We start from the raw sequence: 26,388 nt of genomic DNA, 5'->3' as shown, positions 1-26,388 counted from the left end.
TAAGGGAAATGGCATCATGACCGGCAGCAGGCACATTGTCGACGATATCACCGGCGGACGCCGCATGCGGCGCAACCGGAAGGCCGACTGGACACGCCGCCTCGTGCAGGAAAACCGCCTGACAGTGGACGACCTGATCTGGCCGGTCTTCGTCGTGCCCGGCGAGAACGTTGTCGATCCTGTCGCCGCCATGCCGGGCGTCAACCGCATGAGCATCGACAAGCTGGTGGAGGCAGCGAAGGAGGCCGCCGATCTCGGCATTCCCGCCATCGCCACTTTCCCCAATATTGAAATGCACTTGCGCGACGAAACCGGCTCGCACTGTCTCGTGGCCAACAACCTCATCAACGAGGCGACGCGCGCCATCAAGAAGGCCGTGCCGAACATCGGCGTCATCACCGACGTCGCGCTCGACCCCTTCACCAGCCACGGCCATGACGGCGTGCTGCGTGGTGATGTCATCGTCAACGACGAGACGGTGGATCTGGTGGCAAAGGCCGCCGTGCTGCAGGCCGATGCCGGCTCCGATATCATCGCGCCTTCGGAAATGATGGATGGCCGTATCGGCGCCATCCGCCATGCGCTCGATGCCGCAGGGCACCAGAACGTTGGCATTATGTCCTATGCGACGAAGTTCGCCTCTGCCTTCTACGGCCCCTATCGCGATGCGATAGGCACCGGCGGCCTCTTAAAGGGCGACAAGAAGACCTATTATATCGATCCCGCCAACGGCACCGAGGCGATCCGTGACGCGGCCCTCGACGTCGAGGAGGGCGCCGACATGCTGATGGTCAAGCCCGGCCTGCCCTATCTCGACATCTGTTGGCGCATGAAGGAGGCCTTCAGTCTGCCCGTCTTCGCCTATCAGGTCTCTGGCGAATACAGCCAGATCAAGGCCGCGGCCATGAACGGCTGGATCGACGGCGAACGCGTCATGCTGGAAACGCTGCTCGCCTTCAAGCGCGCCGGCTGCGACGGTATCCTCACTTATTTCGCGATGGACGTTGCGCGGCATCTGGCGAAGAAGGGTTGACCCGGAGGCGCCTGTCTCCCCACTGCCGCCTTCCAGCACCCGTTGTTTTCCCCAAAACCATCCCCATATGTCTCCCATGTTCCACCACGGAGACAGGCAGATGAGCGCTGATTTTAACGAAACGCGGGTTCCGACGACGGACTGGCAGGCCTATCGTGGCGTGCTGTCGCGGCGGATTTTTGCGTTTCTGATCGACTATGCGATCGTCGCCCTGCTCTGGATTCCGGCAGCCGTCGTCGTCTTCTTCCTGGGCGTCCTGACGCTCGGGCTCGGCTTTTTCCTCTACCCCGCCCTCTTCGCCATCGTCGCCATGCTTTATTTCGGCCTGACGATGGGCGGACCGTCGCAGGCGAGTGCGGGCATGAACGTGATGGGCCTTGCGCTTGCCCGCGTCGACGGCCGACCGGTGGATTTCCTGACGGCGATCGTGCATCTCGTTCTGTTCTGGATCGGCAATGCCGTGCTGACGCCGTTTATCGTGCTCGTCGGCCTGTTCACTGACCGCGGCCGTCTGCTGCATGACCTGCTGCTCGGCACCGTTATGGTGCGCCGCGACAGCTATTGATCGACAGATGCGGGCGAATTCCTCTAGTTGACCTTTTTTTGAACTAGGCCATGCTATTGGCATAGACGTGTCACAAAGCGATGGAGTCGCCTCACGGCCGATGAATACGCAGGCAACACCTTCTCCGCAGTTCTATCTGACCGCGCCTGCGGCTTGTCCCTACCTGCCGCAGGAGATGGAGAGGAAGGTGTTTACCCATCTGGTGGGTGAACGCGCACCGGAACTCAACGATCTCCTGACCCAGGGCGGCTTCCGCCGCTCGCAGAACATCGCCTATCGTCCGGCCTGCGAAAGCTGCCGCGCCTGCATTTCCGTGCGTATTCTCGTCAACGAATTTACGCCGCGCCGTTCCATGCGCCGAGTGCTGGCGACGAATGCCGATCTCATCGCGCACGAATATCCCGCCGAGCCCTCAAGCGAGCAATATACTCTCTTTCGCCACTATCTCGACGCGCGCCACCAGAGGGGCGGCATGTCGGATATGTCCGTGCTCGACTATGCGATGATGGTGGAGGACACGCACGTCAACACCAAGATCATAGAATATCGCCGGCGCGAGGAGGGCTCTGGCCTGCAGGAGCGACCGCAGGGCGAGTTGCTCGCCGTCGCGCTGACCGACCGCATGGGAGACGGCCTGTCGATGGTCTATTCCTTCTATAATCCCGAGCTGACCGATCGTTCTTTCGGCACCTTCATGATCCTCGACCATATCAGACGTGCCAAGGCGCTCGGCCTGCCGCATGTCTATCTCGGCTACTGGGTCAAGGGATCGCGCAAAATGGACTATAAAACAAAGTTTTTGCCACAAGAGCACCTGATGCCGCGCGGTTGGGAACGCTATGATGAGCAAGATACTGCCTCTTAGCTCCGATTCGGTCCCATCGTGTCCCAGACAAGCGATCCCGCCCTTCATCGCAAGGGCCTTCTCATCACCGCCATCGGCGGCCTCGCCCTCTCCTTCGATATCCCGCTGATCCGCTCCGCTCAGGGCGAGGTCTGGTCGGTGCTGGCGACGCGCAGCATCGCGACCTTCGTGATGGCGATCCTCGCCTGGTCCGTGCTGCGCTTTGCGCTCGGCAAGCGCGTGGCGCTGGTGCCGGGCCCCATGGGCCTGTTCATCGGCCTGCTCTACGGCATCAACTCACTGACCTTCATGCTGGCGGTGTTCAATACCTCCACGGCCAATGTCGTGTTCATCCTCGCCTTCACGTCGATGTTCGCGGCAATCCTCTCCTGGATATTCCTTGGCGAACGCCCCTCGAACGCGACGTTGGTCACCATGGGGGCGATGGTCGCGGGTGTTGCGCTGATCGTGCATGACGGGCTGGAAAGCGGCAATTTCTTCGGCGACGCCATGGCGGCTTCGTCGGCCTTCCTGCTGGCCTCTGCCATCACGCTCAGCCGCCGCAGCGGCCTCGACATGGGCTTCGTGCCGCTGGTTACCGCGATCTTTCCCGGCATCGCCGCGCTGATCCTGCTGCCCGAGACCGGCTTCCAGATCGGCGCCCCCGGCTTCATCCTGTTCAACGGGCTCATCATGATCCCGCTTGCCTTCTTCTGCCTGGCCACCGGCCCACGCTATCTCTCGGCACCTGAAGTCGGCATGTTCTATCTGCTGGAAACGGTTCTCGCCCCCATATGGGTCTGGATCGTCTTTGCCGAAACCCCCACCACCCAGACCCTCATCGGCGGCTCGATCCTCATCCTCGCCCTGTTGGCCCACTCGCTCTGGCAGATGCGCGCAAAAAACCGCGCCGCCCGAGAAGACGACGCGGCTACGGAGTTTCCGTTTACGGGTTGAGGCTTAACCGCTGAACTTGCCGCTGCGCGGGAAACCCTTGGGCACCGTGCGGCCGGCGCTGGCGCGGTCGGCGAGCCATTCGACCAGCTCTTCCTTGGTGCGCACGAAGTTGCGGCCGGCACTGTCGTCCCAGGTCAGGCCGTCGGCGATGGCGAAGCAGCGCAGGTCGGAGATGCCGCCGTCCTTGTAGCGCTGCAGGCGAACACCCTTGCCGCGCGTCATCTCCGGCAGCTGCGCCAGAGGGAAGACCAGCATCTTGCGGTTCTCGCCGACGACGGCGACGTGATCACCGCGTACCGGCACGACAAGCTTGGCCTCGTCGGGCATGCCGACATTCATCACCTGCTTGCCCTTGCGGGTATTGGCGACCATCTCGGTTTCCGCGACGACGAAGCCGTTGCCGGCCTGCGAGGCGATGATGACCTTGCGATGGGGATCGTGCACGAAAGCCGTCAGCACGTCCTGGTCGTTTTCCATGTCGACCATGATGCGCAGCGGTTCGCCATGACCACGACCGCCCGGCAGCTTGTCCGCGCCGAGCGTATAAACCTTGCCGCCCGTCGTGACGATCAACACCTTGTCCGTCGTCTGCGCCGGGAAAGCCACCTTCAGCGCGTCGCCTTCCTTGAACTGAAGACCGGATGTATCGGCGATGTGCCCCTTCAGCGCGCGGATCCAGCCCTTTTCCGAGATGACGACCGTGACCGGCTCCTTCTCGATCATCGCCTGCTGGATGGCCTCGACATCGGCTTCCGGGGCGCTGGCGAATTGCGTGCGGCGGCGGCCGAGTTCGGTCGCCTTGGCGAATTTCTTGCGGACCTCGCCGATTTCCCAGGCGATGGTCTGCCATTGCTTCTCGTCGGAGGCGAGCAGCGACTCGATCTCGGCCTTTTCCTTCGACAACGTGTCGAATTCGGTGCGGATTTCGAACTCCTCGAGCTTGCGCAGCGAGCGCAGGCGCATGTTGAGGATCGCTTCGGCCTGCACGTCCGTCAGCGAGAAGGTTTCCATCAGGGAGACCTTCGGCTCGTCCTCCTCACGGATGATGCGGATCACCTCGTCGAGGTTGAGATAGGCGATGAGGTAACCGCCGAGGATTTCAAGGCGCCGATCGATAGCGGCAAGACGGTGGCGCGAGCGGCGCTGCAGGACCTCGCGCCGATGGGCGAGCCACTCGACCAGCACCTCCTTGAGGCCCATGACCTTCGGCACGCGCCCCATCGAGAGCACGTTCATGTTGAGCGGGATGCGGCTTTCCAGCTCGGAGAGCTTGAACAGCGATTCCATCAGGATCGTCGGATCCACCGCGCGGCTCTTCGGCACGAGCACGATGCGCACGTCCTCTGCCGATTCGTCCCGGATATCCTCTAGCAGCGGCAGCTTGCGGGCGATGAGCAGCTCGGCGATCTTCTCGATCAGGCGCGATTTCTGCACCTGATAGGGAATTTCGGTGACGACGATCTGGTAGCCGCCGCGGCCGAGATCTTCCGTCTGCCACTTCGAGCGCACACGAAAACCACCGCGACCTGTCTTGTAGGCCTCGATGATGCTTTCGCGGCTGTCGATGATAATACCACCGGTCGGCAGGTCCGGGCCCTGCACGAACTCAACGAGCTTTTCGACCTCGACCTCCGGGTTGCGGATAAGGTGAAGCGCTGCGTCGCACAGCTCATGCACATTGTGCGAGGGAATGGACGTCGCCATGCCCACCGCAATACCGGAAGAACCGTTTGCCAGCAGGTTCGGGAAGGCGCCGGGTAGGACGACCGGCTCCTCGTCTTCCTCGTTGTAGGTCAGGCGGAAATCGACGGCGTCCTGATCGATACCTTGGAGCAGCAGCGTCGCGACATCGGTCATGCGCGCTTCGGTGTATCGGTAGGCGGCAGCGTTGTCGCCGTCGATATTGCCGAAATTGCCCTGCCCGTCGACGATCGGATAACGCTGCGAGAAATCCTGCGCGAGGCGCACCAGCGCGTCATAGACCGACTGGTCGCCATGCGGATGGAACTTACCGATGACGTCGCCGACGATACGCGCGCATTTCTTGAAGGAGGAATTGGCGCGAATGCCCATTTCGCTCATCGCATGGATGATGCGGCGGTGCACCGGCTTCAGGCCGTCGCGCACATCCGGCAGCGCGCGCTGGGTGATGGTCGACAGCGCATAGGCAAGGTAGCGCTCTTCCAGCGCCGCCTTGAGGTCGACCGGCAGGATATTGTCGTCTCCGCCATCCGGCGGCAAAGTGTTTTGTCCCATGCGACTTGACTAGCCCCTAGACTGATTCGCGGCAAGGAATCCGGGCGATTGCGCTGTGGATAGCAGTTTGTAAAGCTTGTCGGGAATATGCCGCCGAACCGCCAGAATTCTATAGAAAGTTGCGCGCGCCCGAATATAGTCGCCGCGCCGCCCGTCTATGAGCGGTAACGGCAAGGCAGCCGTCCAAAAATCCAGAAAGAGAGCCTATTCATGATGCGCACCTCCCATTTCCGCACCCTCCTCGCCGGCGCCGCGCTCGCCTCCCTGGCAAGCCCCGCTTTCGCGCTCGATGGCGCGGACCTGCTGGCGAAGCTGAATGCCACCTACGCCACCTCGGGCGTGACGGTCAGCTCTTCGAATGTCGCCGTCGACGGCTCAACCGTTACCCTTGAAGGCGCCGAACTGAAGGCCACAGGCGCCGAAGCGCCGATCAAGCTCGGCACGATTACCATGGAAGGCGTCGAGGAAGACGGCGACGGCGGCTACAAGATTGAGACCGTCGGCTTCGCAGACGTCAACGCCACCGAGGCTGAATCGACCGTCTCGGTCAAGGACATCGCGATCAGCGGCGTCACCATTCCCGGCACTGTGAAGCCTGGCACGCTCGAATCGCTTCTGATGTATGAATCGGCTTCCACCGGCCCGATCAACGTTTCGGCCAAGGGCAAGGAAGTCTTCTCCATGTCCGGCATGGAAGCCAACATCACGCGCATGGATGGCGATGCCGGCCTCGAATTCGACGCCACCCTGTCGGATCTCAAGGCGGATCTGACCTCGGTCGAAGATCCTAAGGCTAAGGATACGCTCGCTAAGCTCGGCATGACCTCGCTCGACGGCAAGGTATCCATGTCTGGCAGCTGGGAACTGGCCAGCGGCAAGCTCGCCGTCGACGAATACACCTTCGACTTCAAGGATGTCGGCAGCCTCAGCCTCTCGCTGGAATTCTCCGGCTACACGCTCGACTTCCTGAAGGGTATGCAGGAGGCCATCAAGGCGGCCGAAGCCAATCCGAACAAGGAAGAAGCGAACGCTGCGATGGGCATGTCCATGATGGGCCTCGTGCAGCAGCTGACCTTCAACAGCGCCTCGATCTCCTTCGAAGACGCCTCGATCACCAAGAAGCTGCTCGACTATGCCGGCAGCGAACAGGGTGTGACGGGCGAGCAGATGGCGCAGTCGCTGAAGGGCCTGATCCCGGTCATGATCGCGCAGCTCAACATGCCCGACCTGCAGAACCAGATCTCGGCCGCCGCCAACACCTTCCTCGACGATCCGAAGAACCTGACGATCAGCGCCGAGCCGAAGGAGCCGGTGCCGTTCCCGATGATCATGGGTGCCGCCATGGGCGCGCCGCAGACCATCCCGCAGGTTCTCGGCGTGACCGTCACGGCCAACGAAGAGATGTAATCCATCCCTTCGGCCACATGCTGAAAAGACAAAGCCCGGAGTATCGCTCCGGGCTTTTTGCTTTCGAGGTTACCGCCTCAGCGCGCGACGGCGGCCTGTGGTGCCGACCACTCCACGCGTCGCGTCGCATACATCGTCGCGGCGATGGTGACGAAGGAGATGAGGGCGCCGGCGAGCAGCGCATATTCATCCTCGCGCAGCACCAGATACATGACACCATAGGCCGAGATAAGCACCGCGCCGAGCGACAGGCCGTTCTTGCGGCTGCCGGTGGCACTGCCGAGATAGGCGGCGATGAGCAGGGTCGTCGCAAGCGCTGCCACGATATAGGCGATTGTGAAGCCGGTATGTTCGGCAAGCGCCAAGAGCAGTACGTAGAAGACGATCAGTGCAAGGCCCGTCAGCACATACTGGATCCAGTGCACCATGCGCCCGCCCTTCAGCTCCACGACGAAGACCGCGAGGAAGACGAGCGAGATGAAGCCGATCGAGTATTTCAGCGTGCGAGAGACCACCTGGTAGAACTGCACGGGTTCCACGAGGCTGATGCTCATCATGCTGCCCGACAGCGGCAGCGTCGGCCCGGAGGCGACGCGGTCGATACCACGGGCGAGATAGGGGATCGTCCACTTGGCGGAGAAATCCTTGGCCGTGATGGTCTTCTCTTCCGGCAGGAAGAGCCCTTCGAAGCCGGGATGCGGCCAGTTGGCCTTGGCGGTAAAGCTCGTCGTCTGGCCGGCGGGGGCCACGGCGAAACTGCGCGAGCCATTGAGCGACAGCGCGATCTCGAAGGCAAAGCCGCTGTCGATCAGCGCACGCTCGATCGGGCGATGCACGCCGGCGCTCGACTGCGGCGTGGCATAGCCATCCGCGCCGACCACGCTCATCGCGGAAATCTGCCGCATGCCCGGATCGAAGGGCCTGACGGCACCGTTGTCGATCTTCACGCCCGCATCGGAGCGAATGCCGGTGATATCGTTAATGTTGAGCACGAGGATGGCACGGTCCAGCTGCGGCGTGCCGGAGAATTGCGCGAGGTCCTGCAGAATATTGCTACCGAAGCGGCCCTTCAGCGCCAGCGCGCCATTATAGACCGGCAGCGTGTAGATCGAGAGCTTTCGCTCTTCCGCCTTGAGGTCGGCGGTCACATCCAGAACTTCCGGCATGACGAGCGCCCACTCGGTCGTCTGCTCGACCACCGTGCGGCCGTCCACCTCGCGGCTGCGCTGCACCTCGAAGGGCACGGCGATATAGGGACCGTTGATTGCCTGATCGCCGCCCCAACCATTGGCAATGCGGCGCGAGACATCCGCCGCCCGCTGGGCACGCTCCTCCGTAAGCCCCCAGACGAGCAGCAGAGGAACGAGCAACGCCACGGAGATGACGCCGATCATGATGAACTTGACGCCGGGCGAGCGCAGAAAGGTCGTGAGATTGCCGCGCGGCTCAGGATAGGGAGAAGGGTGGGATGGTGTCGCGGGGACGGGATCGTCCGATATGCTTGCAGTCATTGATAGTCCCTCCAGTCTTTGAATCGCCATTTTAAGGCGAGTTCACGCTAGGGGGAGATTTCGACCGATTGTGCGCGGAATTGGGATCGGCTGACGGCGGATTCGCGGCATTGTAGCGTCTTTCCGCCCGATGCAACGAAAGAGCCCGGCGCGGGCGCCGGGCTCGATGCGTTCAGGCTGTTACTCCACGACCTGCACGATGGTGCGGGTCTGCGGATTGACGATCACCCGCTGGTCATTGACCACCGAATAGGCATAGTCGGCATGGCCGTCGATCGTGTGAATTTCAACGGTATCGGGCACGACGGCTCCGACCACGACATCACCTTCATAGGTGACGGACGGAACCTGCTGCTCCAGGACATAGGTGCGGACTTCACCCGGCACGACGACGGTCGACTGGGTGACCACCGGATCCTGGACGATGACGGTATCCTGGGCAAAGGCCGAGCCGCTCAGGGCCAGAAGCGCCAGGGCTGCGGCCGAAACAAGTGTCTTACGCATAGTCGTTCTCCTCTGATTGACGCGGGGAGAACGGGCCTGATGGCCTAGTGTTCCGAAGGCGAGAGCCGCAAGACGGCCCTCGCCTCCCGAAATCTTAGTCCTTCTTGGACGGAACGACGCGCAGCGCCAGTTCCCGAAGCTGCGTCGGCGTTGCTGGCGACGGGGCATTCATCAGGAGATCCTGCGCCTGCTGGTTCATCGGGAACAGCGAGATTTCGCGCAGGTTCTTCGCACCGACGAGCAGCATGACCACGCGGTCGATACCAAAGGCGCAGCCGCCGTGCGGAGGCGCGCCGTACTGGAATGCGCGATAGAGGCCGCCGAAGCGCTCTTCCACGTCCTGCTGGCTGAGGCCGACCTTTTCGAAGGCCTTGACCATCAGCTCCGGTGACTGGTTACGGATCGAGCCCGAGGCGATTTCGAAGCCGTTGCAGACCGCGTCGTACTGGTAGGCCTTCAGCTCAAGCGGATCCTTGCTGTCGAAGGCTTCGAGACCGCCCTGCGGCATGGAGAAGGGGTTGTGTGCGAAATCAATCTTCTTTTCGTCCTCGTTGTATTCGTAGAACGGGAAGTCGACGATCCAGCACATTTCGAAACGGTCGCGGTCGACGAGATTCAGTTCCTCGCCGGCGCGGGTGCGGGCTTCGCCGGCAAACTTGTAGAACTTGGCCGGGTCGCCGGCGACGAAGAAGCAGGCGTCGCCGTCATCGAGGCCGAGCTGCGTGCGGATGGCTTCCGTGCGCTCCTCGCCGATGTTCTTGGCGAGCGGGCCGGCGCCCTCGAGCTTCTCGCCTTCCTTGCGCCAGAAGATGTAGCCGAGGCCGGGCTGGCCGGTCGACTGCGCCCAGGCGTTCATGCGGTCGCAGAACGCGCGGCTGCCGCCGGTCTTGGCCGGGATCGCCCAGACCTGGACCTTCGGGTTGGACGCGATCATGTTCGCGAAGACCTTGAAGCCCGAACCGGCGAAATGATCGGTGACGGCCTGCATGACGATAGGGTTGCGCAGGTCCGGCTTGTCGGAGCCGTATTTGCGGATGGCTTCGTCATAGGGGATGCGCGGCCACTGCTTCGTAACGGGCTTGCCTTCGGCGAATTCCTCGAAGACGGCCGTCATCATCGGCTCCATCATTTCCCAGACGTCTTCCTGGGTGACGAAGCTCATTTCGACGTCGAGCTGGTAGAACTCACCCGGCAGACGGTCGGCGCGCGGGTCTTCGTCGCGGAAGCACGGCGCGATCTGGAAGTAGCGGTCGAAGCCGGCGACCATCAAAAGCTGCTTGTACTGCTGCGGGGCCTGCGGCAGTGCGAAGAACTTGCCTTCATGGATGCGCGACGGCACGAGGAAGTCGCGCGCGCCTTCCGGCGAGGAAGCCGTCAGGATCGGCGTGGTGTATTCGGCAAAGCCGGCCTCGCCCATGCCCTTGCGCATGGAGGAGATGATCTGCGTGCGGCGCACGATGTTCTTGTGCAGCGTCTCGCGGCGCAAGTCGATGAAGCGGTACTTCAGGCGCACGTCTTCCGGATATTCCGGCTCGCCGAAGACCGGCAGCGGCAGTTCCTTGGCGGCGGAGAGCACTTCGATCTCCTGGGCGTAGAGTTCGATCTCGCCGGTCGGCATGCCCTTGTTGACGGTGTCTTCCGTGCGCGCCTTGACGAGGCCGTCGATGCGGATGACCCATTCGCCGCGCACGGTCTCGGCCTTCTTGAAGGCCGGGCTGTCCGGATCGGCGACGACCTGGGTGATGCCGTAATGATCGCGCAGATCGATGAAGAGCACGCCGCCATGGTCGCGGACGCGGTGAACCCAGCCCGAAAGACGAACGGTCTGGCCGACATCGGCCTTGCGGAGGGCGGCACAGGTGTGGCTGCGGTAACGGTGCATCGTGGTATCCTGAAATGCGTGAGGGACCACGCGGGAAGAATCCGGCGCGTTTACCCAGGAAAAATCGGGCGGAAAAGCGCATGATGAGGCCTGTTTGTCAAGGCTTGAGGCAATTGCGGCCCCTCTTGCGGCGCCCTCTCCCGACGTTCGAAAGCCGGCCGACCTGTTTCGCATGTGACAGCGCCTGTGCGTCACACCATGCATAATCCCCCTAGAACGCGCCATCGGCGCTGGCAACGGGAGGGACGATCATGGCGACTTTCAACGGCGGCGACGGCAAGGACACGATCTTCGGCAACAACAAGACCACCGACTGGGGCGGCCGCGACGACGAGATGTTCGGCAAGGGCGGCAACGATGCGCTCTACGGCATGCGCGGCGACGACCGGCTTTTCGGCGGAGGCGGCAACGATACGCTGGTCGGCGGCGACGGAAACGACGACGTGTTCGGCGACAGCGGCAACGATCGGATGATCTACCAGAGAGGCGACGACACGTTCAACGGCGGATCGGGCACCGATACGCTGGCCTTCCGCAGCGTCATTTTCGCCACCGGCGCTTTCGATGTCGTCACCGAAGCCCTTGAGGGGCCGCGCAGCATCGGCATCGACTACAATGTGGCCACCGGCATCGTCCGCAATATCGGCGGCGAGCGCCTCGGCACGCTGTCGCTGACATCAGTCGAAGTGCTCAACTTCACCTCCAACGACGACATCATTACCAATGACGATATCGGCCGCACCATTCAGGCCGTCGGCGGCAACGACACCGTGCGCGGCGGTGCGGGCGCCGACATCATCGACCTCGGCATCGGCAACGACGTCGTCGACGGCGGCCGCGGCAACGACGCGATGACCGGCGGCTTCGGCACGGACGAGCTGTCCTTCGCCTCCTGGAACAACGTGACCGTACCGACCGGCAGCACCTTCTCGACGCTGATCTCCCTCGTTTCGCCCTTCGCCGGCCCCGGCAGCGCGAGCCTTGTTTCGGTAAGCGGCCAGGGCATTGGCAGCACGCTGGAGACGGACCGGCTCACGGGCTTCGAAAATGTCACGGGCACCAAATTCAACGACGCGATCTCCGGCACGGACGGCACCAACCGCCTGCGCGGCGACAAGGGCGACGATGTGCTCTCGGGCAAGGGTGGCGCCGACGTGCTTACCGGCGGCGAGGGCAACGACCGGATTTCCGGCGGCGCGGGCGCCGATCGGCTCGATGGCAACGACAATGTCGATACGCTCGACTATTCGCTGTCCGGCGCCGGCGTGCGCATCAACCTGCGCGAGGGCACCGCGTCCGGTGGCGATGCCGAGGGCGACCGTTTCTCCAATTTCGAGAACATCACGGGCTCGCGCAATGCCGACGAACTGACCGGCGACCTGCGGCGCAACGTCATCAAGGGCAATGGCGGCAGCGACACCATCGACGGCCATGTGGGCAACGACACGATCGACGGCGGCGACGGCCGCGACTTCCTGATCGGCAATATCGGCAAGGACACGCTGACGGGCGGCTCCGGCATCGACGACTTCATCTTCAAAAGCACCGCCGACAGCCGCGTCGGCCTCGCCGACACGATCACCGACTTCCTGCGCGGCACCGACCGCATTGACCTCTCGGCCATCGATGCCATTACCGGCAATGTCGGCAACGACAATTTCACCGCCTTCATTCCCGTCGTGCCGCCCACGCGACCCGGTGATGTGCCCGCCATTCCGGTGACGCCTGGCGCCGGCACGCTGGTTCTCACCGCCAGCTCTCTCGACAAGGACGGAGACGGAATTGCCGAAAGCATCCTCAACATCGTTTCCGGCCATGTCGATGCCGACGGCCAGGCCGATTTCGAGCTGCGCGTCATCACCTCGGTAGAGAGCGGCCGCCTGACCGGCTCCGATTTCCTGCTCTGAACGGACGGCGGGGCCGAAACCCATGAAATCCATGCGGTTTCCGCCTGAAATCCCCTGCCATTCGGCAAAACCTCCGCCATAGTGGCCGCATGTCCACGATTCGCCCTCTGATTCCCCTCCTCCTCACCGCAGGCATTCTCATCGGCGGCAACGGCCTTCAGGGCACGTTCATTGCGCTGCGCGCCTCGCAGGAGGGGTTTTCGACCGCGACGATCGGTTTTGTCGGGGCGGGCTACAGCATCGGTTTTGCCATCGGCTGCATCTATGTGACGCGCGTGCTGCGGGCGATCGGGCATATCAGGACATTCTCGGCGATGGCCGCCATCGCCTCAGCGTCGGCGATTGCCATGGTGCTTTTGATCGATCCGCTGATGTGGTTCGTCATGCGCATCGTCGCCGGCATCTGTTTTGCGAGCCTCTTCGCCACCGTCGAAAGCTGGCTCAACGCCTCCGTCACCAATGCCAACCGGGCGCGCACGCTGTCGATCTATCGCCTCGTCGATCTGGGCTCGGTGACCGCAGCGCAATATCTCATCCCCGGCATCGGCATCGGCGGTTTCGAACTGTTCGCCATCGTCGCCATGGCGCTGTCCTTGTCGCTCGTACCTATTTCGCTCGCCGACCGCTCCAGCCCGACCGTGCCAGAAGCGATCCGCTTCGACGTCAAGAAACTCTGGAACATCTCGCCTCTCGCCACCGTCGGCTGCATCGTCGTGGGGCTCACCAATGCGGCCTTCCGCAATCTCGGGCCAATCTACGCGCACGACATCGGCCTGTCGGTCACGGCGATCGCCAGCTTCATGAGTGCCGGCATCGTCGGCGGCGTGGTGCTGCAATATCCGCTCGGCATCTATTCCGACCGGCTCGACCGGCGCTTGATCATCCTCGTCGCCACACTCGGCTCGGCGCTCGCCGCGCTCTATCTCGCCTTCTTCGCCGGCGGTAACGAGTGGCGCAATTTCGTCGGCATATTCATCTTCGGCGCTTTCGCCATGCCGCTCTATTCGCTCTGTTCGGCCCATGCCAACGACCATGCGGGCGACGGCGAGCACGCGCTGGTTTCGGCCGGCATGCTGTTCTTCTGGTCCTGTGGCGCGATCATCGGCCCGCTCTTCGCCTCGGTGCTGCTGCAGGTCTTCGGCCCGCAGGCGCTGTTCCTCTACACCGCCGTCATCCTCGTCGCCTTCATGTTCTATACGGCGCTGCGCATGAGCGCGCGCCCGGCCGTGCCCGCCGGCGAGCGGCGCAGCCGTTTCCGCAACCTGCTGCGCACCTCCTTCTTTTTCAACAAACTCGCCGCCTCGGAAAAAGACCGCAATGACCGTTCCTGAGCCTGCGGCAATCTGGTTGCATCAGGCGCATTGCTGAGCCCTGCCCTCAGGTTTAGAAGCGGGTGACGCACCGGAGGGATTGCCATGCTGACACGCCGCACGCTGATGAAGGGCGCACTCGTCGCCGGAGCCTATGCCGGCGGCGTGAGCCTCGCGGGCCGTTTCGGCGGTTTATCGGCGCAAGCACAGGCGAAAACGACGCTGGTCGCCCGCAACGCCGAGGCCTTGCTTACGGACAAGGGGCCAACCAAGGGCGTCATGACCTATGGCGATGGCGAGATACCGCCGGTGCTGCGCATGCAGCGCGGAAAACCCTTCGCGCTCAGGCTCGACAACAAGCTTGCCGAACCCACCACGATCCACTGGCACGGATTGCGCATCGACAACAGGATGGACGGCGTGCCCTTCCTGACGCAGCCCTATGTCTATGGCGGCGACGGCTTCGATTATGCCTTCACGCCGCCCGATGCCGGCACCTTCTGGTATCATCCCCACTGCAACACGCTTGAGCAGATGGGCCGCGGTCTCAACGGGCTCATCGTGGTGGAGGATCCCGCCGATCCCATTTTCGACGCCGAGATCGTGCTGAACCTGCGCGACTGGCGGCTGGGCGGCGACGGGCAGTTCATCGCCCAGTTCAAGCCGCGCGACGCCGCCCGCGCCGGCACCTTCGGCACTGTGCGCACCGCCAACTGGCGGCAATCGCCGCAGTATGACGCGCCTTCCGGCGGCCTCGTGCGTCTGCGCCTCGCCTCGACGGACGTCACCCGCATCCTGGCGCTCAACATGGAAGGGGCCAAGGCAGAGGTCATCGCCATCGACGGCAATCCGGCCGCCGAACGCTTCGTGCTCGATCACCTGATGATCGGTCCCGGCCAGCGGCTCGACCTCGCGCTGCGCATGCCCGATAGCGAAGGTGCCGTCGCCAACCTCATGGACCTGCGCGGCACAAAACCCGCGACGCTTGCGACTTTCCGCGCTGTCGGCACCTCGCTGAAACGCGATATCCGGGACCTGCCCGCCCTTGCCGCCAATCCGCTATCCGAGCCCGACCTGTCTGCCGCCACCGAACTGCCCTTCATCCTCAGCGCCTCCGCCGAGGAGCGGCCGAAAGACGGTATCTGCGGCTCGCTCGGTTATAATTTCTGGGCGATCAATCGGGTGCCGTGGGCCGACGATACGGGTGACCCGACCGCGCCGCTTGCCGAGATGAAGGCAGGCAAAACCTATATCTTCAACGTCGAGAACCCAACGCCGCAGATCCACCCGCTGCATCTGCACGGCCTGTCCTTCCGGCCGATGAATTCGAACAAGCAGACGATCCGCCCGCATTTTTCCGACACCTACCTGATCCTGCCGGACGAGAAGGTGCAATTGGCACTGGTGGCCGACAATCCAGGCGACTGGGTGTTTCATTGCCACATCATCGAGCACCAGAAGACCGGCATGACGAGCTATTTGCGCGTAACCTGAGGTTTCCGGCGGGCAAATTTTCGATTGTGGCAAAACCGTGGACCGTCTAAAGCTGCGCGATCATAAAAATCAAGAAAGTCCGCCCGAGCCCGTCATGCAGATCATCGAGACCACCGCAGCCCTTCGCGACGCCTGTGAGACGCTCGCCCGTTCCGAGTATCTGACCATCGACACGGAGTTCCTGCGGGAAACGACCTTCTGGCCGGAACTCTGCCTGATCCAACTCGCTGGTCCCGAGATCGAGGTGATCGTCGATCCGCTGGCCAAGGGTCTCGACCTTGCCCCCTTCTTCGAGCTGATGGCGAATTCCGCCGTGTTGAAGGTGTTCCACGCTGCGCGGCAGGACATCGAAATCATCTTCAACCGCGGCAATCTCATTCCGCATCCGATTTTCGACACCCAGGTCGCCGCCATGGTCTGCGGCTTCGGCGACAGCGTCTCCTATGACCAGCTCGTGCAGAAGATCAAAGGCGAGCATATCGACAAGTCCTCGCGCTTCACCGACTGGAGCCGCCGCCCGCTCACCGACAAGCAGCTCGAATATGCGCTGGCCGACGTCACCCATCTGCGCGACGTCTATCTGGCGCTGAAGGAGAAGCTCGATGAAGCCGGCCGCTCGCTGTGGCTGACCGAGGAAATGGCGGTTCTGGAATCGCGCGAGACCTATGACCTGCATCCCGACGATGCCTGGAAGCGGCTCAAGATGCGCGTCAAGAAGCCGATCGAGCTGGCCGTGCTGCAGAAGGTCGCCGCCTGGCGCGAACGGGAGGCCCGCGGCCGCAACGTGCCGCGCTCGCGCATCCTGAAGGACGACACGATCTACGAAATCGCCCAGCAACAGCCGGCCGACGCCGAAGCACTGGCGCGGCTGCGCACCATCCCCAAGGGCTGGGAACGCTCGCAGTCTGGCACCGCGCTGCTCGAGGCCGTAGGCGAGGCGCTGGCGATCCCGAAGACCGACCTGCCCCGCCTGCCGCGCCAGACCCATGTTCCAGAAGGGGCTGCATCGGCCAGCGAAATGCTGAAGGTGCTGCTCAAGATCGTTTCCGAAAAGGAAGGCGTCGCCGCCAAGATCATCGCCAATTCCGACGACCTCGAAAAGATCGCCATCGAAGGCGAGGCCGCCGACGTGCCCGCCCTCAAAGGCTGGCGCCGCGACCTCTTCGGCGAAACCGCCCTCAACCTCATCGGCGGCAAGGTGGCGCTCCGCTTCGTCGACAAGAAGATCGAGGCGGTAGAGATCTGATCCCGCAAACATGGCGCGGATGGAAAAGGGCGGCCCAGGGCCGCCCTTTGTGTTTGCAGCAGAAGCCAGCTTAGAGGATGAAATCCGTGCTCTTCAGCGTGACAAGCGCATCGATGGTGAGGGTGAAGTCGGCGGTGCCGTCACCATTCACGTCGCCCTGGATAAGCGTATCGCCATTCTTCTGCAGATAGCGCAGTTGGCCGGCGACGTCGCTGAAAGCTGCTGTACCGATGAACTTGAATGCAGCGCTTCCTGCAGCTGAAGCATTGGCGTCGATTGCCGAAAGGTTGATCTTGTCGCTTCCCTGCGTGAAGTCGAGAATCTTGTCGCCTTTCACGGCCGCGACCGTTTCGAAGACGAAGGTATCGGCACCGCCGCCGCCCTTGAGGACATTGACATCCGCGCTGGCAATGATCGTATCCTTGCCCGAACCGCCGATGACGTTTTCGAAATTCCGGATATGGAAGTTGCCCGCTCCGGTCTTCACCGTGGACTGGCCGTCGAGATCGATCGTCAGCGCGCTGCTGAAAGCGGAGAAATCGACGGTATCGATATCCTTGTCTGTCGTCTCCGACACGCCCTCGCCGCCGTCGACGGTGACATGCTGGCCCTTGTCGGTCAGCGCCGCGAACTTGATCGTGTCGGCATCGCGCCCCAGCGATATGTAATCGGCGCCACCCGCGCCAAGCGTGACCGTGTCATTGCCACGCGCCATATAGACGGCTCCGACCCAGGCGTTGCCTGTGGTCGTGAGCTTGTCGGCGCCGCGGCCAAGATCCATCGTGCCGACTTCGCCGTTTCCAACGACGGAAACCGAGTCATTGCCACGGTTCAGGCCGATGTAGCTCGCCCAGTAACCGATAGTGACGTTCTCGGTATTACCGCCACCAACGAGCGTTTCCACCTCTGCGTTTTTCAGGTTGACCGTGCTTGTTCCGTTCGTGCCAAGTGCGAGGTAGCTGATATAGACGCGATTGTCGTCCGTTGCGCCGTTCGTCGAGTCGGTGATCGTCACGTTGGCATTGCCGCTTATGCGGATGACACCTGCACCCCAGGAATTGCCGGTAAGGCTGAGGCTCACGGTCCGCATGGGGGCATCCGTCGGCGCCCAGAGACTCATATTGTCGAGCCAACGGTCAAACCATTGATAGGTTTCTTCACCAACGCTGAATTGCGTCGAGCCGTTGAGTGTTCTGCTGATGTTCGAATTGATGGTACCCACGTCGTGTTCCCTCCGTTAATTCCGATCCGCCAGTCGGCTCGGCAAGCCTTCGCTCATTTCCGGGCCGCTTCTGCGTGATTTAATTCTGCCGACCGCGCTATATGACGCGACTTCAAATTCGGCGCTTAACTTTCGATAGCATTATAATGTGACTGCGTAATCGCTAAACTTGTGGATATTACGGTGTGTCATAGAGCTTTGCATATCTGCATCGCTGACGACCGCGTTGATCTACACAATGCTCGCCCAATTGCGCCATAGCACAGAAAACAACCGGCTTTCCGTTTCGCCCCGTCAGAATTCAATTTTAATTAAACAAGAATCCACTAAAAAATCAAGTAGAAGTGGTGCTCTTGCAGACGTGTCCAAAGCAAACGCAAAATCCCGCATCCTCGTCATGAAAACGACAAGCAACTGTCAAGCGGCAGTCATGCATAGCTCCTATCAAACGGCCTCGCTTTTCGAACCCCGAGGACGATATGACCAAACATCTTTTTGCCACCGCCGCCCTTTCGCTTCTGATGACAACCGCAGCCTTCGCCGCGGAAAAGGAATTTCCGGCCACGCTGAAGGCCCATGCCATCCTTCCGGCCAATACGATCCTCGCGGCACCCGCCGATGCCGCCGACTATCTCAAGACCTCGGGCAAGTTCTCGACGGCCGACCGCAAGCGCGTCGATGCGCTCGGCACCGTCATGGGCAAGGACGGCGTGCGCGAAACCGGCCTTTCCCTGCCCTTCGACGGCCAGCCGATGCAGGGTTTCTCCGGCATCAAGGCGATGGACGACGGCTCGTTCTGGACACTGTCCGACAACGGTTTCGGCAATAAGCTGAACTCCACCGACGCCATGCTGATGATCCACAATGTGCGCTTCGACTGGGACAAGGGCACGATGGAACCGGTCAAGACCGTGTTCCTCTCCGACCCGGACAAGAAGGCGCCTTTCCCGATCGTCATGGAAGGTGCAGAGAAGCGCTATCTGACGGGCGGCGATTTCGACGTGGAATCCATCCAGCCGGTCGCCGACGGGTTCTGGATCGGCGAGGAATTCGGTCCCTACATCCTGAAGTTCGACCTTCAGGGCAAGCTGAACGACGTCATCGCCACGGAGGTCGAGGGCAAACCGGTGACCTCGCCCGACAATGCGACGCTCACCGTCCAGGCCGACCCGTCGAAAAAGATGCCGGTCTTCAATCTCAAGCGCTCCGGCGGCTATGAGGGCCTTGCGCTTTCGAAGGACGGCTCGAAACTCTACGGCCTGCTGGAAGGCCCGATCTGGGTCGACAGCGAAAGCGTCGAGCAGGCGGATGGCCGCCCGGCGTTGCGCATCATCGAGCTCGACGTCGCGTCCAAGGCTTGGACGGGCCGCAGTTGGCTCTATCCGCTCGCTGAAGGCGGCGAGGCGATCGGCGATTTCAACATGCTGGACGAGACGACCGCCCTGGTGATCGAGCGCGACAACGGCGCCGGCACGGCCGACAAGGCCTGCGCCGACCCGAAGGCCCCGAAGCCGGATTGCTTCGCCACCGCCTCCAGGATCAAGCGTATCTACAAGATCGCCATGACTGACGAGAACGTCGGCAGGGCCGTGCGCAAGATCGGTTATATCGATCTCCTGAAGATAGCCGATCCCGAAAACAGGAAGCGCCAGGGCGGCGGCGACGGCTTCTACGACATGCCGTTCTTGACGATCGAAAACGTCGACCGCGTGGATGAGACGCACATCATCGTCGGCAACGACAACAACCTGCCCTTCTCCGCCGGCCGCGCGCTGGACAAGGCAGACGACAACGAATTCGTGCTTCTGGAAGTGGGCGATCTCCTCAAGGCCGAGTGATCGGCACGCGGCGGCATCTGGTGGTGCCGCCCTTCCCTTCAACTTACCTCGGATCGACCAACTGCAGAATCAACTGGTGCACATTGCCGCCATCGCTGAGCTCGACCTTGTCGAATTCACGGCTGCGAGCGCGCTGGGCGTCGGAGAGTTCGCCGAGGCGCGCCTGCAGCTGCGGACGGATCTTCCGGCAGTTCGGGTCGTTCTCGACCGTCATGCCGACGCTCATCGCCTCGATCTGCTTGACCATGTCCTTGATAAAATCGCCGTGGATTTTTTCATGCGCGGTGACGCCCGCGATAAAGGTGTCCCAGCGGCTTTTCAGCGGCTCGGAGAGTTTCGATTTCAGCTTGGGCAAGGTGTAGGTGATGATGAGCTTCGGCTTGTTCACCGTGATGACGCACGCATCCCCCTGGCGCTCGTATTTGCGCGTCCAGGTCAGCTTGAAGCCGGTATGGGCGATGACGCGGGCAACGCCGAGTTTCGGGCCGCGCTCGCCGATCGACTGATAGATTTCGAGGCCGGTGTCCCCTTGCACCGTATAGGGCTCGACCCGCTCGGTTGCCTGCCAGTCCTGCGCGGCGGCATGGCCGGAAAGAAAGAGACTGGCGGCGAAAAGGAAACGAAACGCAGTACGCATGGCAGGCCTTACAGGAATTTGAAGGCAAGCCGCTTGCCGGTGAGCTTGGCAAGCTGCTGCAGACGGCCATCGAGGCGCTCGCCGGCAAGCTCGGAATAGTCCGAGGGCACGACGAGTTCGAGGTCGATATCCGGGCTCGCCGATTTGCGGAACGCCAGATGCGGCACGACGCCCGGCATGGAGGCCGAGAACAGATAGACGATGCGCAGCAGGCCGCCGACAAGCTTTGCCAGTTCGCGCAGGCGCGGTGTCGCGATCGCGGCGAGCGAACTGCTGACGGCGTCGTCGTTCAGGCCTTCGAAACGGTAATAGTTGGCGAGCGCGATAAAGGCGCGGCCGGGATGGGTGATGCCGATAAAGGTGCCATGCGCGATGAGGTTCAGCGCCTGCAGGCCGCGATAATCCGGGTGCGCGCGCCAACTGATATCGGCAAGCAGGCAGGCGGCTTCGCGGTAGCGATGCTCCTCGTCGGTCTCGGTAATGCCGAAGAGCGGCATCATGCGGCCAGTCCAGGCGGCCAGTTCGCGAGCGTGTTCCGGCGAGCGGGCGCGCAGGATGGCAAGCTCGCTGGCGGCGGCCAGCAACGGATCGCGCGCCTTCTCCCGATCGGCGAGCAGCGAATACAGATAGCCTTCACGCACGCCCTGGGCGGAGAAGAACACCCGCGAGGGCTTCATGATGGCGATCGTCTCCTGCATGGCGACGGCGCCAAACGGCAGGAGATTGCGGCGGCTCTTGGAAATCGCGCTGTAGGCGGAGTCTTTCTGGTCCTTGGCGGTGACGATGTCCGTCAGGAAATCCATGGCATCGGAGAAGCCGAGTTCGTAGCCCTGGATCATGTGCAGCGGGTAGTTCTGCATTTCCATATGCAGCGCACCGATGGCGCGCCAGGTGCCGCCGACGGCATAGAAGGCGCGGCCGGCGCCCTTCTTCAGGAGATCGGCATTGCGCAGATATTTGCGCGCGACGATGCGGGCTTGTGCGGCCGAGCCGCCCGAGGCTTCGGACAGGCGGATGCCGCCGAGCGGCAAGGTGATGCCCTTGCCGACCTGCACGCCGGCGACATCGACCAGCTCCAGCGAGCCGCCGCCGAGATCGCCGACGATGCCGTCGGTATCGGCAAAGCCGCTGACGATGCCGAGGGCGGAGAAATAGGCCTCCTCCTCGCCGGTCAGCACGCGCACCTTCTGGCCGAGAATCATCTCGGCGCGGTGGATGAAATCGGGGCCGTTCTCCGCCTCGCGCGCGGCGGCGGTCGCCAGCGCATACATGGTGGAGGTGCGGGCCTGCCAGGAAAGGGCCTTGAACCGGTGCAGGGCGGCCAGCGCGCGGTCGACGCTCGCCTCGTCCATGCGGCCGGTCTTGGCGAGCCCCTTGCCGAGGCCGCACATAACCTTCTCGTTGAACAGGACGGCGGGGGAACGGCTCATGCCCTCGTAGATCACGAGGCGTATAGAGTTGGAACCGATATCCACGACCGACACCGGGGCAATTCCAGGCAAACGCCCCTGCGCTTCAGATTCAACCATGCGGTTCCAGTTTATTTCTTCCGGCGGCCTTGCCAGCCCGCGATCGCCTTCGGTGCGGAGGACTTCAGGGCTTCACCCCGGCCCGACAGGCTGGGATTGGTCATGAAGTAGTGCTGAGCGTTGAACGGCTCGGCACCGGGCTGCACTTCCATGCGCCGGGACGTTCCGTCCGCAAGAATCTCGTAGCTCTGCTGGTTATCGATGAGATTGCCCAACATGATCTGCGAGAGAACCTGCTCATGCACCGTCCGGTTGATCAGAGGCACGAGTGTCTCGACCCGCCGGTCCAGGTTTCGCGGCATCATGTCCGCCGAGCCTATATAAACCAGCGCCTTGTCGGAGGGAAGCCCGTGGCCATTGCCGAAGCAGAAGATGCGGGAATGTTCGAGGAAGCGGCCGACGATGGATTTGACGCGGATATTGTCCGACAGGCCCGGCACCTGCGGCCGCAGACAGCAGATGCCGCGCACCACCAGATCGACGGCCACGCCGGCTTGGCTGGCGCGGTACAGCGCATCGATCGTTTCGGGATCCACAAGCGAATTCATCTTCATCCAGATCGCCGCCGGCGCGCCGTTCTTCGCATGCGCAATCTCCTCATCAATGTGCCGAAGGATGCGCGGGCGCAGCGTATAGGGCGAGAAGGCGAGCTTCATGCCGGCTTCGGGCTCGCCGTAGCCGGTGATGAAGTTGAAGATATTCGCCATGTCGTTGGCGATGGTCGGGTTGCAGGTGAAGAAGGACAGGTCCGTATAGATCTTCGCGGTAATCGGGTGGTAGTTGCCGGTGCCGAGGTGGCAATAGGTCCGCAGCTTGCCCTCCTCGCGCCGCACCACCATCGACATCTTGGCGTGGGTCTTAAGTTCGATGAAGCCGAAGACGACCTGCACGCCGGCGCGCTCCAGGTCGCGCGCCCAGCGGATATTGGCCTCTTCGTCGAAGCGGGCCTTCAACTCAACGAGCGCCGTCACCGACTTGCCGGCTTCGGCCGCATCGATCAGCGCGCGCACGATCGGGCTGTCGTTGGAGGTGCGGTAGAGCGTCTGCTTTATCGCCAGAACGTCAGGATCGCGCGCAGCCTGGAGAAGGAACTGGACCACCACGTCGAAGCTTTCGTAGGGGTGGTGGACGACCATGTCCTTTTCGCGGATTGCGGCAAAGCAATCGCCGGCGTGTTCCCGGACGCGTTCGGGAAATCGGGCATTGTAGGGCTCGAACCGGAGATCGTTGCGCGGCGCCTTGGTGATTTCCGACAGGGTATTGAGCGCGAGCAATCCCGGAAGGACGGCAACGCGGTTTTCCGGCACGCCGAGCTCGCCGACCACGAAGCGGCGCAGCGTGTCCGGCATTTCGGAATCGGTCTCGATGCGGATCACCGAGCCGCGGCGGCGGCGCTTCAGCGCCGTCTCGAAGAAGCGCACGAGATCTTCGGCCTCTTCCTCCACTTCGATATCGCTGTCGCGGATGATGCGGAACGTCCCCGAGCCGCGCACGATATAACCGGGGAAGAGTTTGCCGATGAACAGGCCGACGGCATCTTCCAACGTAATATATCGGATCGCGCCCTTGGCATCCGGCAGGCGGATGAAGCGATCGAGCGCGACCGGCAGGCGCAGGAGTGCCGTCATCGGTTCCTTGCCCATGGTGCTGTCGAGCTGGAGACCGATCGAGAAGCCGAGGTTCGGGATGAAGGGGAACGGATGCGCCGGGTCGATGGAGAGCGGCGTCAGCACCGGGAAGATCGACTGGGTGAATTCCTGCTGCAGCCAGACCTTGTCGTCACTCGAAAGCGCCGTCGGGCGTACGATCAGGATGTCTTCCTTGGCGAGATATTGCTGCAGTACGGCCAGCGAGGCCTGCTGCTCCATCTGGAGATTGTCGATCTCCTTCAGGATATCGTCGAGCTGTTCGGCCGAGGTCTTGCCGTCGGGGCTGCGGATCGCGATGCCCTGGCGCACCTGGCCTTCGAGGCCGGCGACGCGCACCATGAAGAATTCATCGAGGTTGGCGGCCGAAATCGACAGGAAGCGCACGCGCTCAAGCAGCGGATGAGCGGTGTTCAGCGTTTCTTCGAGAACGCGGCGATTGAATTGCAGCCAGGAGAATTCACGGTTGATGAAGCGTTCCGGGCTCGCCATCAGGGCTTCGACATCGATGCCGGGCGCGGGCGCTTGCGGCTGATGACCCTCGGCGGGATTTTCTTGAGAAAGGTCCGGGTTGCCCGTGTCCATGAGAAGTCCGCCCTGACTGCCGTCACAAATGACGGAAACGATTTCTACTTTTTTACGAAGCGCTTAACCCAGTTTGACGACAGAACTGTGACAGTCAATCCTCGCCGCCGACCATCTCGCCCAAAACCTCCTGCGCCAGCGTGCGCGTGATGCGGCTGCCGCGGGCGAGCGCGAGACGGTCGAGCCGTTCGACCAGCGTCTGCGCCGCTTCCAGCGAGCGCTCCATGCGCGCCACCATATAGGCAACCAGCCTGTCCTCGACGAAGAGCTGGCGGTCAGCGAAGAGCTTAACGATGACTTGTGACAGCAGTTCGTCGTCGGGTTCGCCGATCTCCACCACGGTCGCCGCCTTGAGGCGCGAGCGCAGGTCCGGCAGTTCGACGGGCCAGGACATCGGCCAGAGGCGGCTCGTGATGAGCAGCGTATGGCCGTTCTGGCGCACATTGTTGATGATGTGGAACAGTGTGCGGTCGTGGAAGCCATTGCGGTCCGCGTCCTCGATCAGGACGGGGCCGTGTTCGGCCGCTTCCTCCGCGCCCGTCCCGGCCTTTGCCTCGATCAGCGCGGCGCCGGCCTTCTCGCGCCAGATCGCGGCGAGGTGCGACTTTCCGGAGCCGACAGGGCCGGCGATGATGACGACGGGTGCCGGCCAGTGCGGCCAGGCGTCGATCATCGCGACCGCGGCATCGACGGGCTCGGCGATCAGGAGGTCGTCGCGGCCTGTTGCCGGGTCGTGTCCGAAGGCGAGCGGCAGCTGCTCGGCTTTGTTGCGCGAAGTCATGGCTTTACTCGGATACTCTGTCTTATTCGCCGTCCGGCGTGCTCTCTTCCAGGAGAACGGGTTTGCTCGCGCCGTAGTAGAGATCGCTTTCAAGGTAGCGCGACAGGCCGAAGCGGACAAGCACGCCGACGGCGGCGGCGGCCGGCACGGCGATCATCAGCCCGACGAAGCCGAACAGCGCGCCGAAGGCGACGAGCGCGAACATCAGCCAGACCGGATGCAGCCCGACACGCGAGCCGACCAGTTTCGGCTGGAGGATATTGCCCTCGATGAACTGGCCGGAGAAGAAGATGGCGGCGATCAGCACGACCATCCAGTAATCCGGCCAGAACTGCACGACAGCGACGCCGATGGCAAGCACCAGGCCGACCAGCGAGCCGACATAGGGAACGAAGCTGATCAGGCCGGCGAAGAGGCCGATCAGCAGGCCGAAATTGAGGCCCGCGAAGGAAAGCCCGATACCGTAATAAAGGCCGAGGATGATGCAGATGGAGCCCTGCCCGCGCACGAAGCCGGAAATCGCCGCGTCCATCTCGGCGGCGATCTGCCGGACATTGCCGACATAGTCGCGCGGCACCCAGCTATCGACCTTGGCGATCATGCGGTCCCAGTCCAGCAGCAGATAGAAGGCGACGACGGGTGTGACGACGAGCAGCGAGACGATGTTGACCAGCGCCATGCCGGAATTCCACAGCTGCTTGAACACCGTGCCGAGGAAACCTGCCCCTTCTGCAAGGATGGAGGAGAAGCTCTGCTTGATCGTGCCCATCTGGCTGCTGATCCAGGTCGGGAGCAGATTGGGATTGAAATTGGCCACCAGCTCCTGAAGCTGGGTGACATAGCCGGGCAGCTTTTCCAGAAATTCGGCGGCCTGCGTGGCAAGCAAAGGGATGACGATCATCAGCGAAAGCGCGAAGAGGATGACGAAGGTCACGAGGATGACCACAGTCGACATCATGCGCGAAAGGCCGATGCGCTCCAGCCGATCGGCGACCGGATCGAGGAAATAGGCGAGCGCCATGCCCGCGATGAACGGCAAGAGGATATCGCTAAACACCAGCAGGAAAAGCACGAAGAAGACGAAGGCGATAAGCCAGAAGATCACCTGCCGCTTCAATCCCGCGCCGCTGATATGGGCTGCCATCGCGCTCTTCCTCGTGTTTTTATCGTCGCCGCTACGGAATGGAGATAGGATGCGGGGCGGATTGCGGTCAAGGCTCGCCGGGCGAATGGG

At 62.5% G+C, this 26,388-nt stretch carries 20 protein-coding genes; 10 read left to right on the top strand and 10 right to left on the bottom strand.

Annotation, left to right across the window (positions count from 1 at the left end; translation table 11 throughout):
* Positions 1–16 precede the first annotated feature (16 nt).
* The 4 genes from hemB to D0Y60_RS10550 all read left to right on the top strand — a co-directional run bounded on the left by hemB (position 17) and on the right by D0Y60_RS10550 (position 3,399).
* A complete protein-coding gene (gene hemB, locus D0Y60_RS10565) occupies positions 17–1,033 on the top strand; it encodes a porphobilinogen synthase (protein WP_117369536.1) in 1,017 nt (338 codons plus the stop codon).
* A gap of 100 nt (positions 1,034–1,133) precedes the next feature.
* Positions 1,134–1,598, top strand: coding sequence for an RDD family protein (locus tag D0Y60_RS10560; protein WP_117369534.1), 465 nt, complete (start codon positions 1,134–1,136; stop codon positions 1,596–1,598).
* A gap of 100 nt (positions 1,599–1,698) precedes the next feature.
* Positions 1,699–2,463: an arginyltransferase gene (locus D0Y60_RS10555; RefSeq protein WP_117369532.1), complete on the top strand. Its 765-nt coding sequence runs from the start codon at positions 1,699–1,701 to the stop codon at positions 2,461–2,463.
* Positions 2,464–2,481: 18 nt separating this feature from the next.
* Complete coding sequence (locus tag D0Y60_RS10550; RefSeq protein ID WP_117369530.1) at positions 2,482–3,399, top strand: DMT family transporter; 918 nt, start codon at positions 2,482–2,484, stop codon at positions 3,397–3,399.
* Positions 3,400–3,402: 3 nt separating this feature from the next.
* On the opposite strand, the gene parC is transcribed toward D0Y60_RS10550, so the two are convergent.
* Positions 3,403–5,655 carry a DNA topoisomerase IV subunit A gene (gene parC / locus D0Y60_RS10545; protein WP_117369528.1) on the bottom strand — a complete coding sequence of 751 codons (2,253 nt, stop codon included), beginning with the start codon at positions 5,653–5,655 and terminating at the stop codon, positions 3,403–3,405.
* Between the two features lie 210 nt (positions 5,656–5,865).
* Here parC and D0Y60_RS10540 point away from each other — a divergent pair, with 210 nt between their 5' ends.
* Positions 5,866–7,062, top strand: a complete 1,197-nt coding sequence (locus D0Y60_RS10540) for a hypothetical protein (RefSeq protein ID WP_117369526.1) — start codon at positions 5,866–5,868, stop codon at positions 7,060–7,062.
* A 77-nt stretch (positions 7,063–7,139) separates the two neighbouring features.
* On the opposite strand, the gene creD is transcribed toward D0Y60_RS10540, so the two are convergent.
* The 3 genes from creD to aspS form a co-directional block, all read right to left on the bottom strand.
* On the bottom strand, positions 7,140–8,573 hold the full coding sequence (gene creD, locus D0Y60_RS10535; protein WP_117369524.1) for a cell envelope integrity protein CreD: 1,434 nt from the start codon (positions 8,571–8,573) through the stop codon (positions 7,140–7,142).
* Positions 8,574–8,753: 180 nt separating this feature from the next.
* Positions 8,754–9,077, bottom strand: a complete 324-nt coding sequence (locus D0Y60_RS10530; protein ID WP_117369522.1) for a DUF1236 domain-containing protein — start codon at positions 9,075–9,077, stop codon at positions 8,754–8,756.
* Positions 9,078–9,171: 94 nt separating this feature from the next.
* Positions 9,172–10,959, bottom strand: a complete 1,788-nt coding sequence (gene aspS / locus D0Y60_RS10525; RefSeq protein WP_117369520.1) for an aspartate--tRNA ligase — start codon at positions 10,957–10,959, stop codon at positions 9,172–9,174.
* A 251-nt stretch (positions 10,960–11,210) separates the two neighbouring features.
* Here aspS and D0Y60_RS10520 point away from each other — a divergent pair, with 251 nt between their 5' ends.
* The 4 genes from D0Y60_RS10520 (at position 11,211) to rnd (ending at position 16,916) form a co-directional block, all read left to right on the top strand.
* Complete coding sequence (locus tag D0Y60_RS10520; RefSeq protein WP_117369518.1) at positions 11,211–12,866, top strand: calcium-binding protein; 1,656 nt, start codon at positions 11,211–11,213, stop codon at positions 12,864–12,866.
* A gap of 89 nt (positions 12,867–12,955) precedes the next feature.
* Complete coding sequence (locus tag D0Y60_RS10515) at positions 12,956–14,197, top strand: MFS transporter (RefSeq protein ID WP_117369516.1); 1,242 nt, start codon at positions 12,956–12,958, stop codon at positions 14,195–14,197.
* A gap of 78 nt (positions 14,198–14,275) precedes the next feature.
* Positions 14,276–15,670, top strand: coding sequence for a multicopper oxidase family protein (locus D0Y60_RS10510; protein WP_117369514.1), 1,395 nt, complete (start codon positions 14,276–14,278; stop codon positions 15,668–15,670).
* Between the two features lie 100 nt (positions 15,671–15,770).
* Complete coding sequence (rnd, locus tag D0Y60_RS10505) at positions 15,771–16,916, top strand: ribonuclease D (RefSeq protein WP_117369751.1); 1,146 nt, start codon at positions 15,771–15,773, stop codon at positions 16,914–16,916.
* A 70-nt stretch (positions 16,917–16,986) separates the two neighbouring features.
* On the opposite strand, the gene D0Y60_RS10500 is transcribed toward rnd, so the two are convergent.
* On the bottom strand, positions 16,987–18,138 hold the full coding sequence (locus D0Y60_RS10500; RefSeq protein ID WP_117369512.1) for a M10 family metallopeptidase C-terminal domain-containing protein: 1,152 nt from the start codon (positions 18,136–18,138) through the stop codon (positions 16,987–16,989).
* A gap of 479 nt (positions 18,139–18,617) precedes the next feature.
* Between D0Y60_RS10500 and D0Y60_RS10495 the strand changes: the two genes are divergently transcribed.
* Positions 18,618–19,976 (top strand): esterase-like activity of phytase family protein, encoded by a 1,359-nt coding sequence (locus D0Y60_RS10495; protein ID WP_117369510.1) that lies wholly within the window; start codon positions 18,618–18,620, stop codon positions 19,974–19,976.
* Positions 19,977–20,019: 43 nt separating this feature from the next.
* Here the strand turns inward: D0Y60_RS10495 and D0Y60_RS10490 are convergent, their stop codons facing one another.
* From D0Y60_RS10490 to D0Y60_RS10470, 5 genes are all read right to left on the bottom strand, one after another.
* The gene (locus tag D0Y60_RS10490; protein ID WP_117369508.1) at positions 20,020–20,613 is read right to left on the bottom strand and encodes a DUF922 domain-containing protein; all 594 of its coding nucleotides are present in this window, start codon (positions 20,611–20,613) and stop codon (positions 20,020–20,022) included.
* A gap of 8 nt (positions 20,614–20,621) precedes the next feature.
* The gene (gene ppx, locus D0Y60_RS10485; protein WP_117369506.1) at positions 20,622–22,142 is read right to left on the bottom strand and encodes an exopolyphosphatase; all 1,521 of its coding nucleotides are present in this window, start codon (positions 22,140–22,142) and stop codon (positions 20,622–20,624) included.
* An 11-nt stretch (positions 22,143–22,153) separates the two neighbouring features.
* A complete protein-coding gene (locus tag D0Y60_RS10480; protein ID WP_117369504.1) occupies positions 22,154–24,373 on the bottom strand; it encodes an RNA degradosome polyphosphate kinase in 2,220 nt (739 codons plus the stop codon).
* 94 nt (positions 24,374–24,467) lie between these two features.
* Positions 24,468–25,154, bottom strand: coding sequence for a DnaA regulatory inactivator HdaA (gene hdaA, locus D0Y60_RS10475; protein WP_117369502.1), 687 nt, complete (start codon positions 25,152–25,154; stop codon positions 24,468–24,470).
* Positions 25,155–25,176: 22 nt separating this feature from the next.
* Complete coding sequence (locus tag D0Y60_RS10470; protein ID WP_117369500.1) at positions 25,177–26,298, bottom strand: AI-2E family transporter; 1,122 nt, start codon at positions 26,296–26,298, stop codon at positions 25,177–25,179.
* Positions 26,299–26,388: the final 90 nt, after the last annotated feature.

The sequence above is a fragment of the Shinella sp. WSJ-2 genome (genome assembly GCF_003432075.1).
In the GTDB taxonomy this organism is placed as follows: domain Bacteria; phylum Pseudomonadota; class Alphaproteobacteria; order Rhizobiales; family Rhizobiaceae; genus Shinella.
The sequence above is the reverse complement of the archived record's forward strand: the minus strand, read 5'-3'. Positions and strand labels throughout refer to the sequence as shown.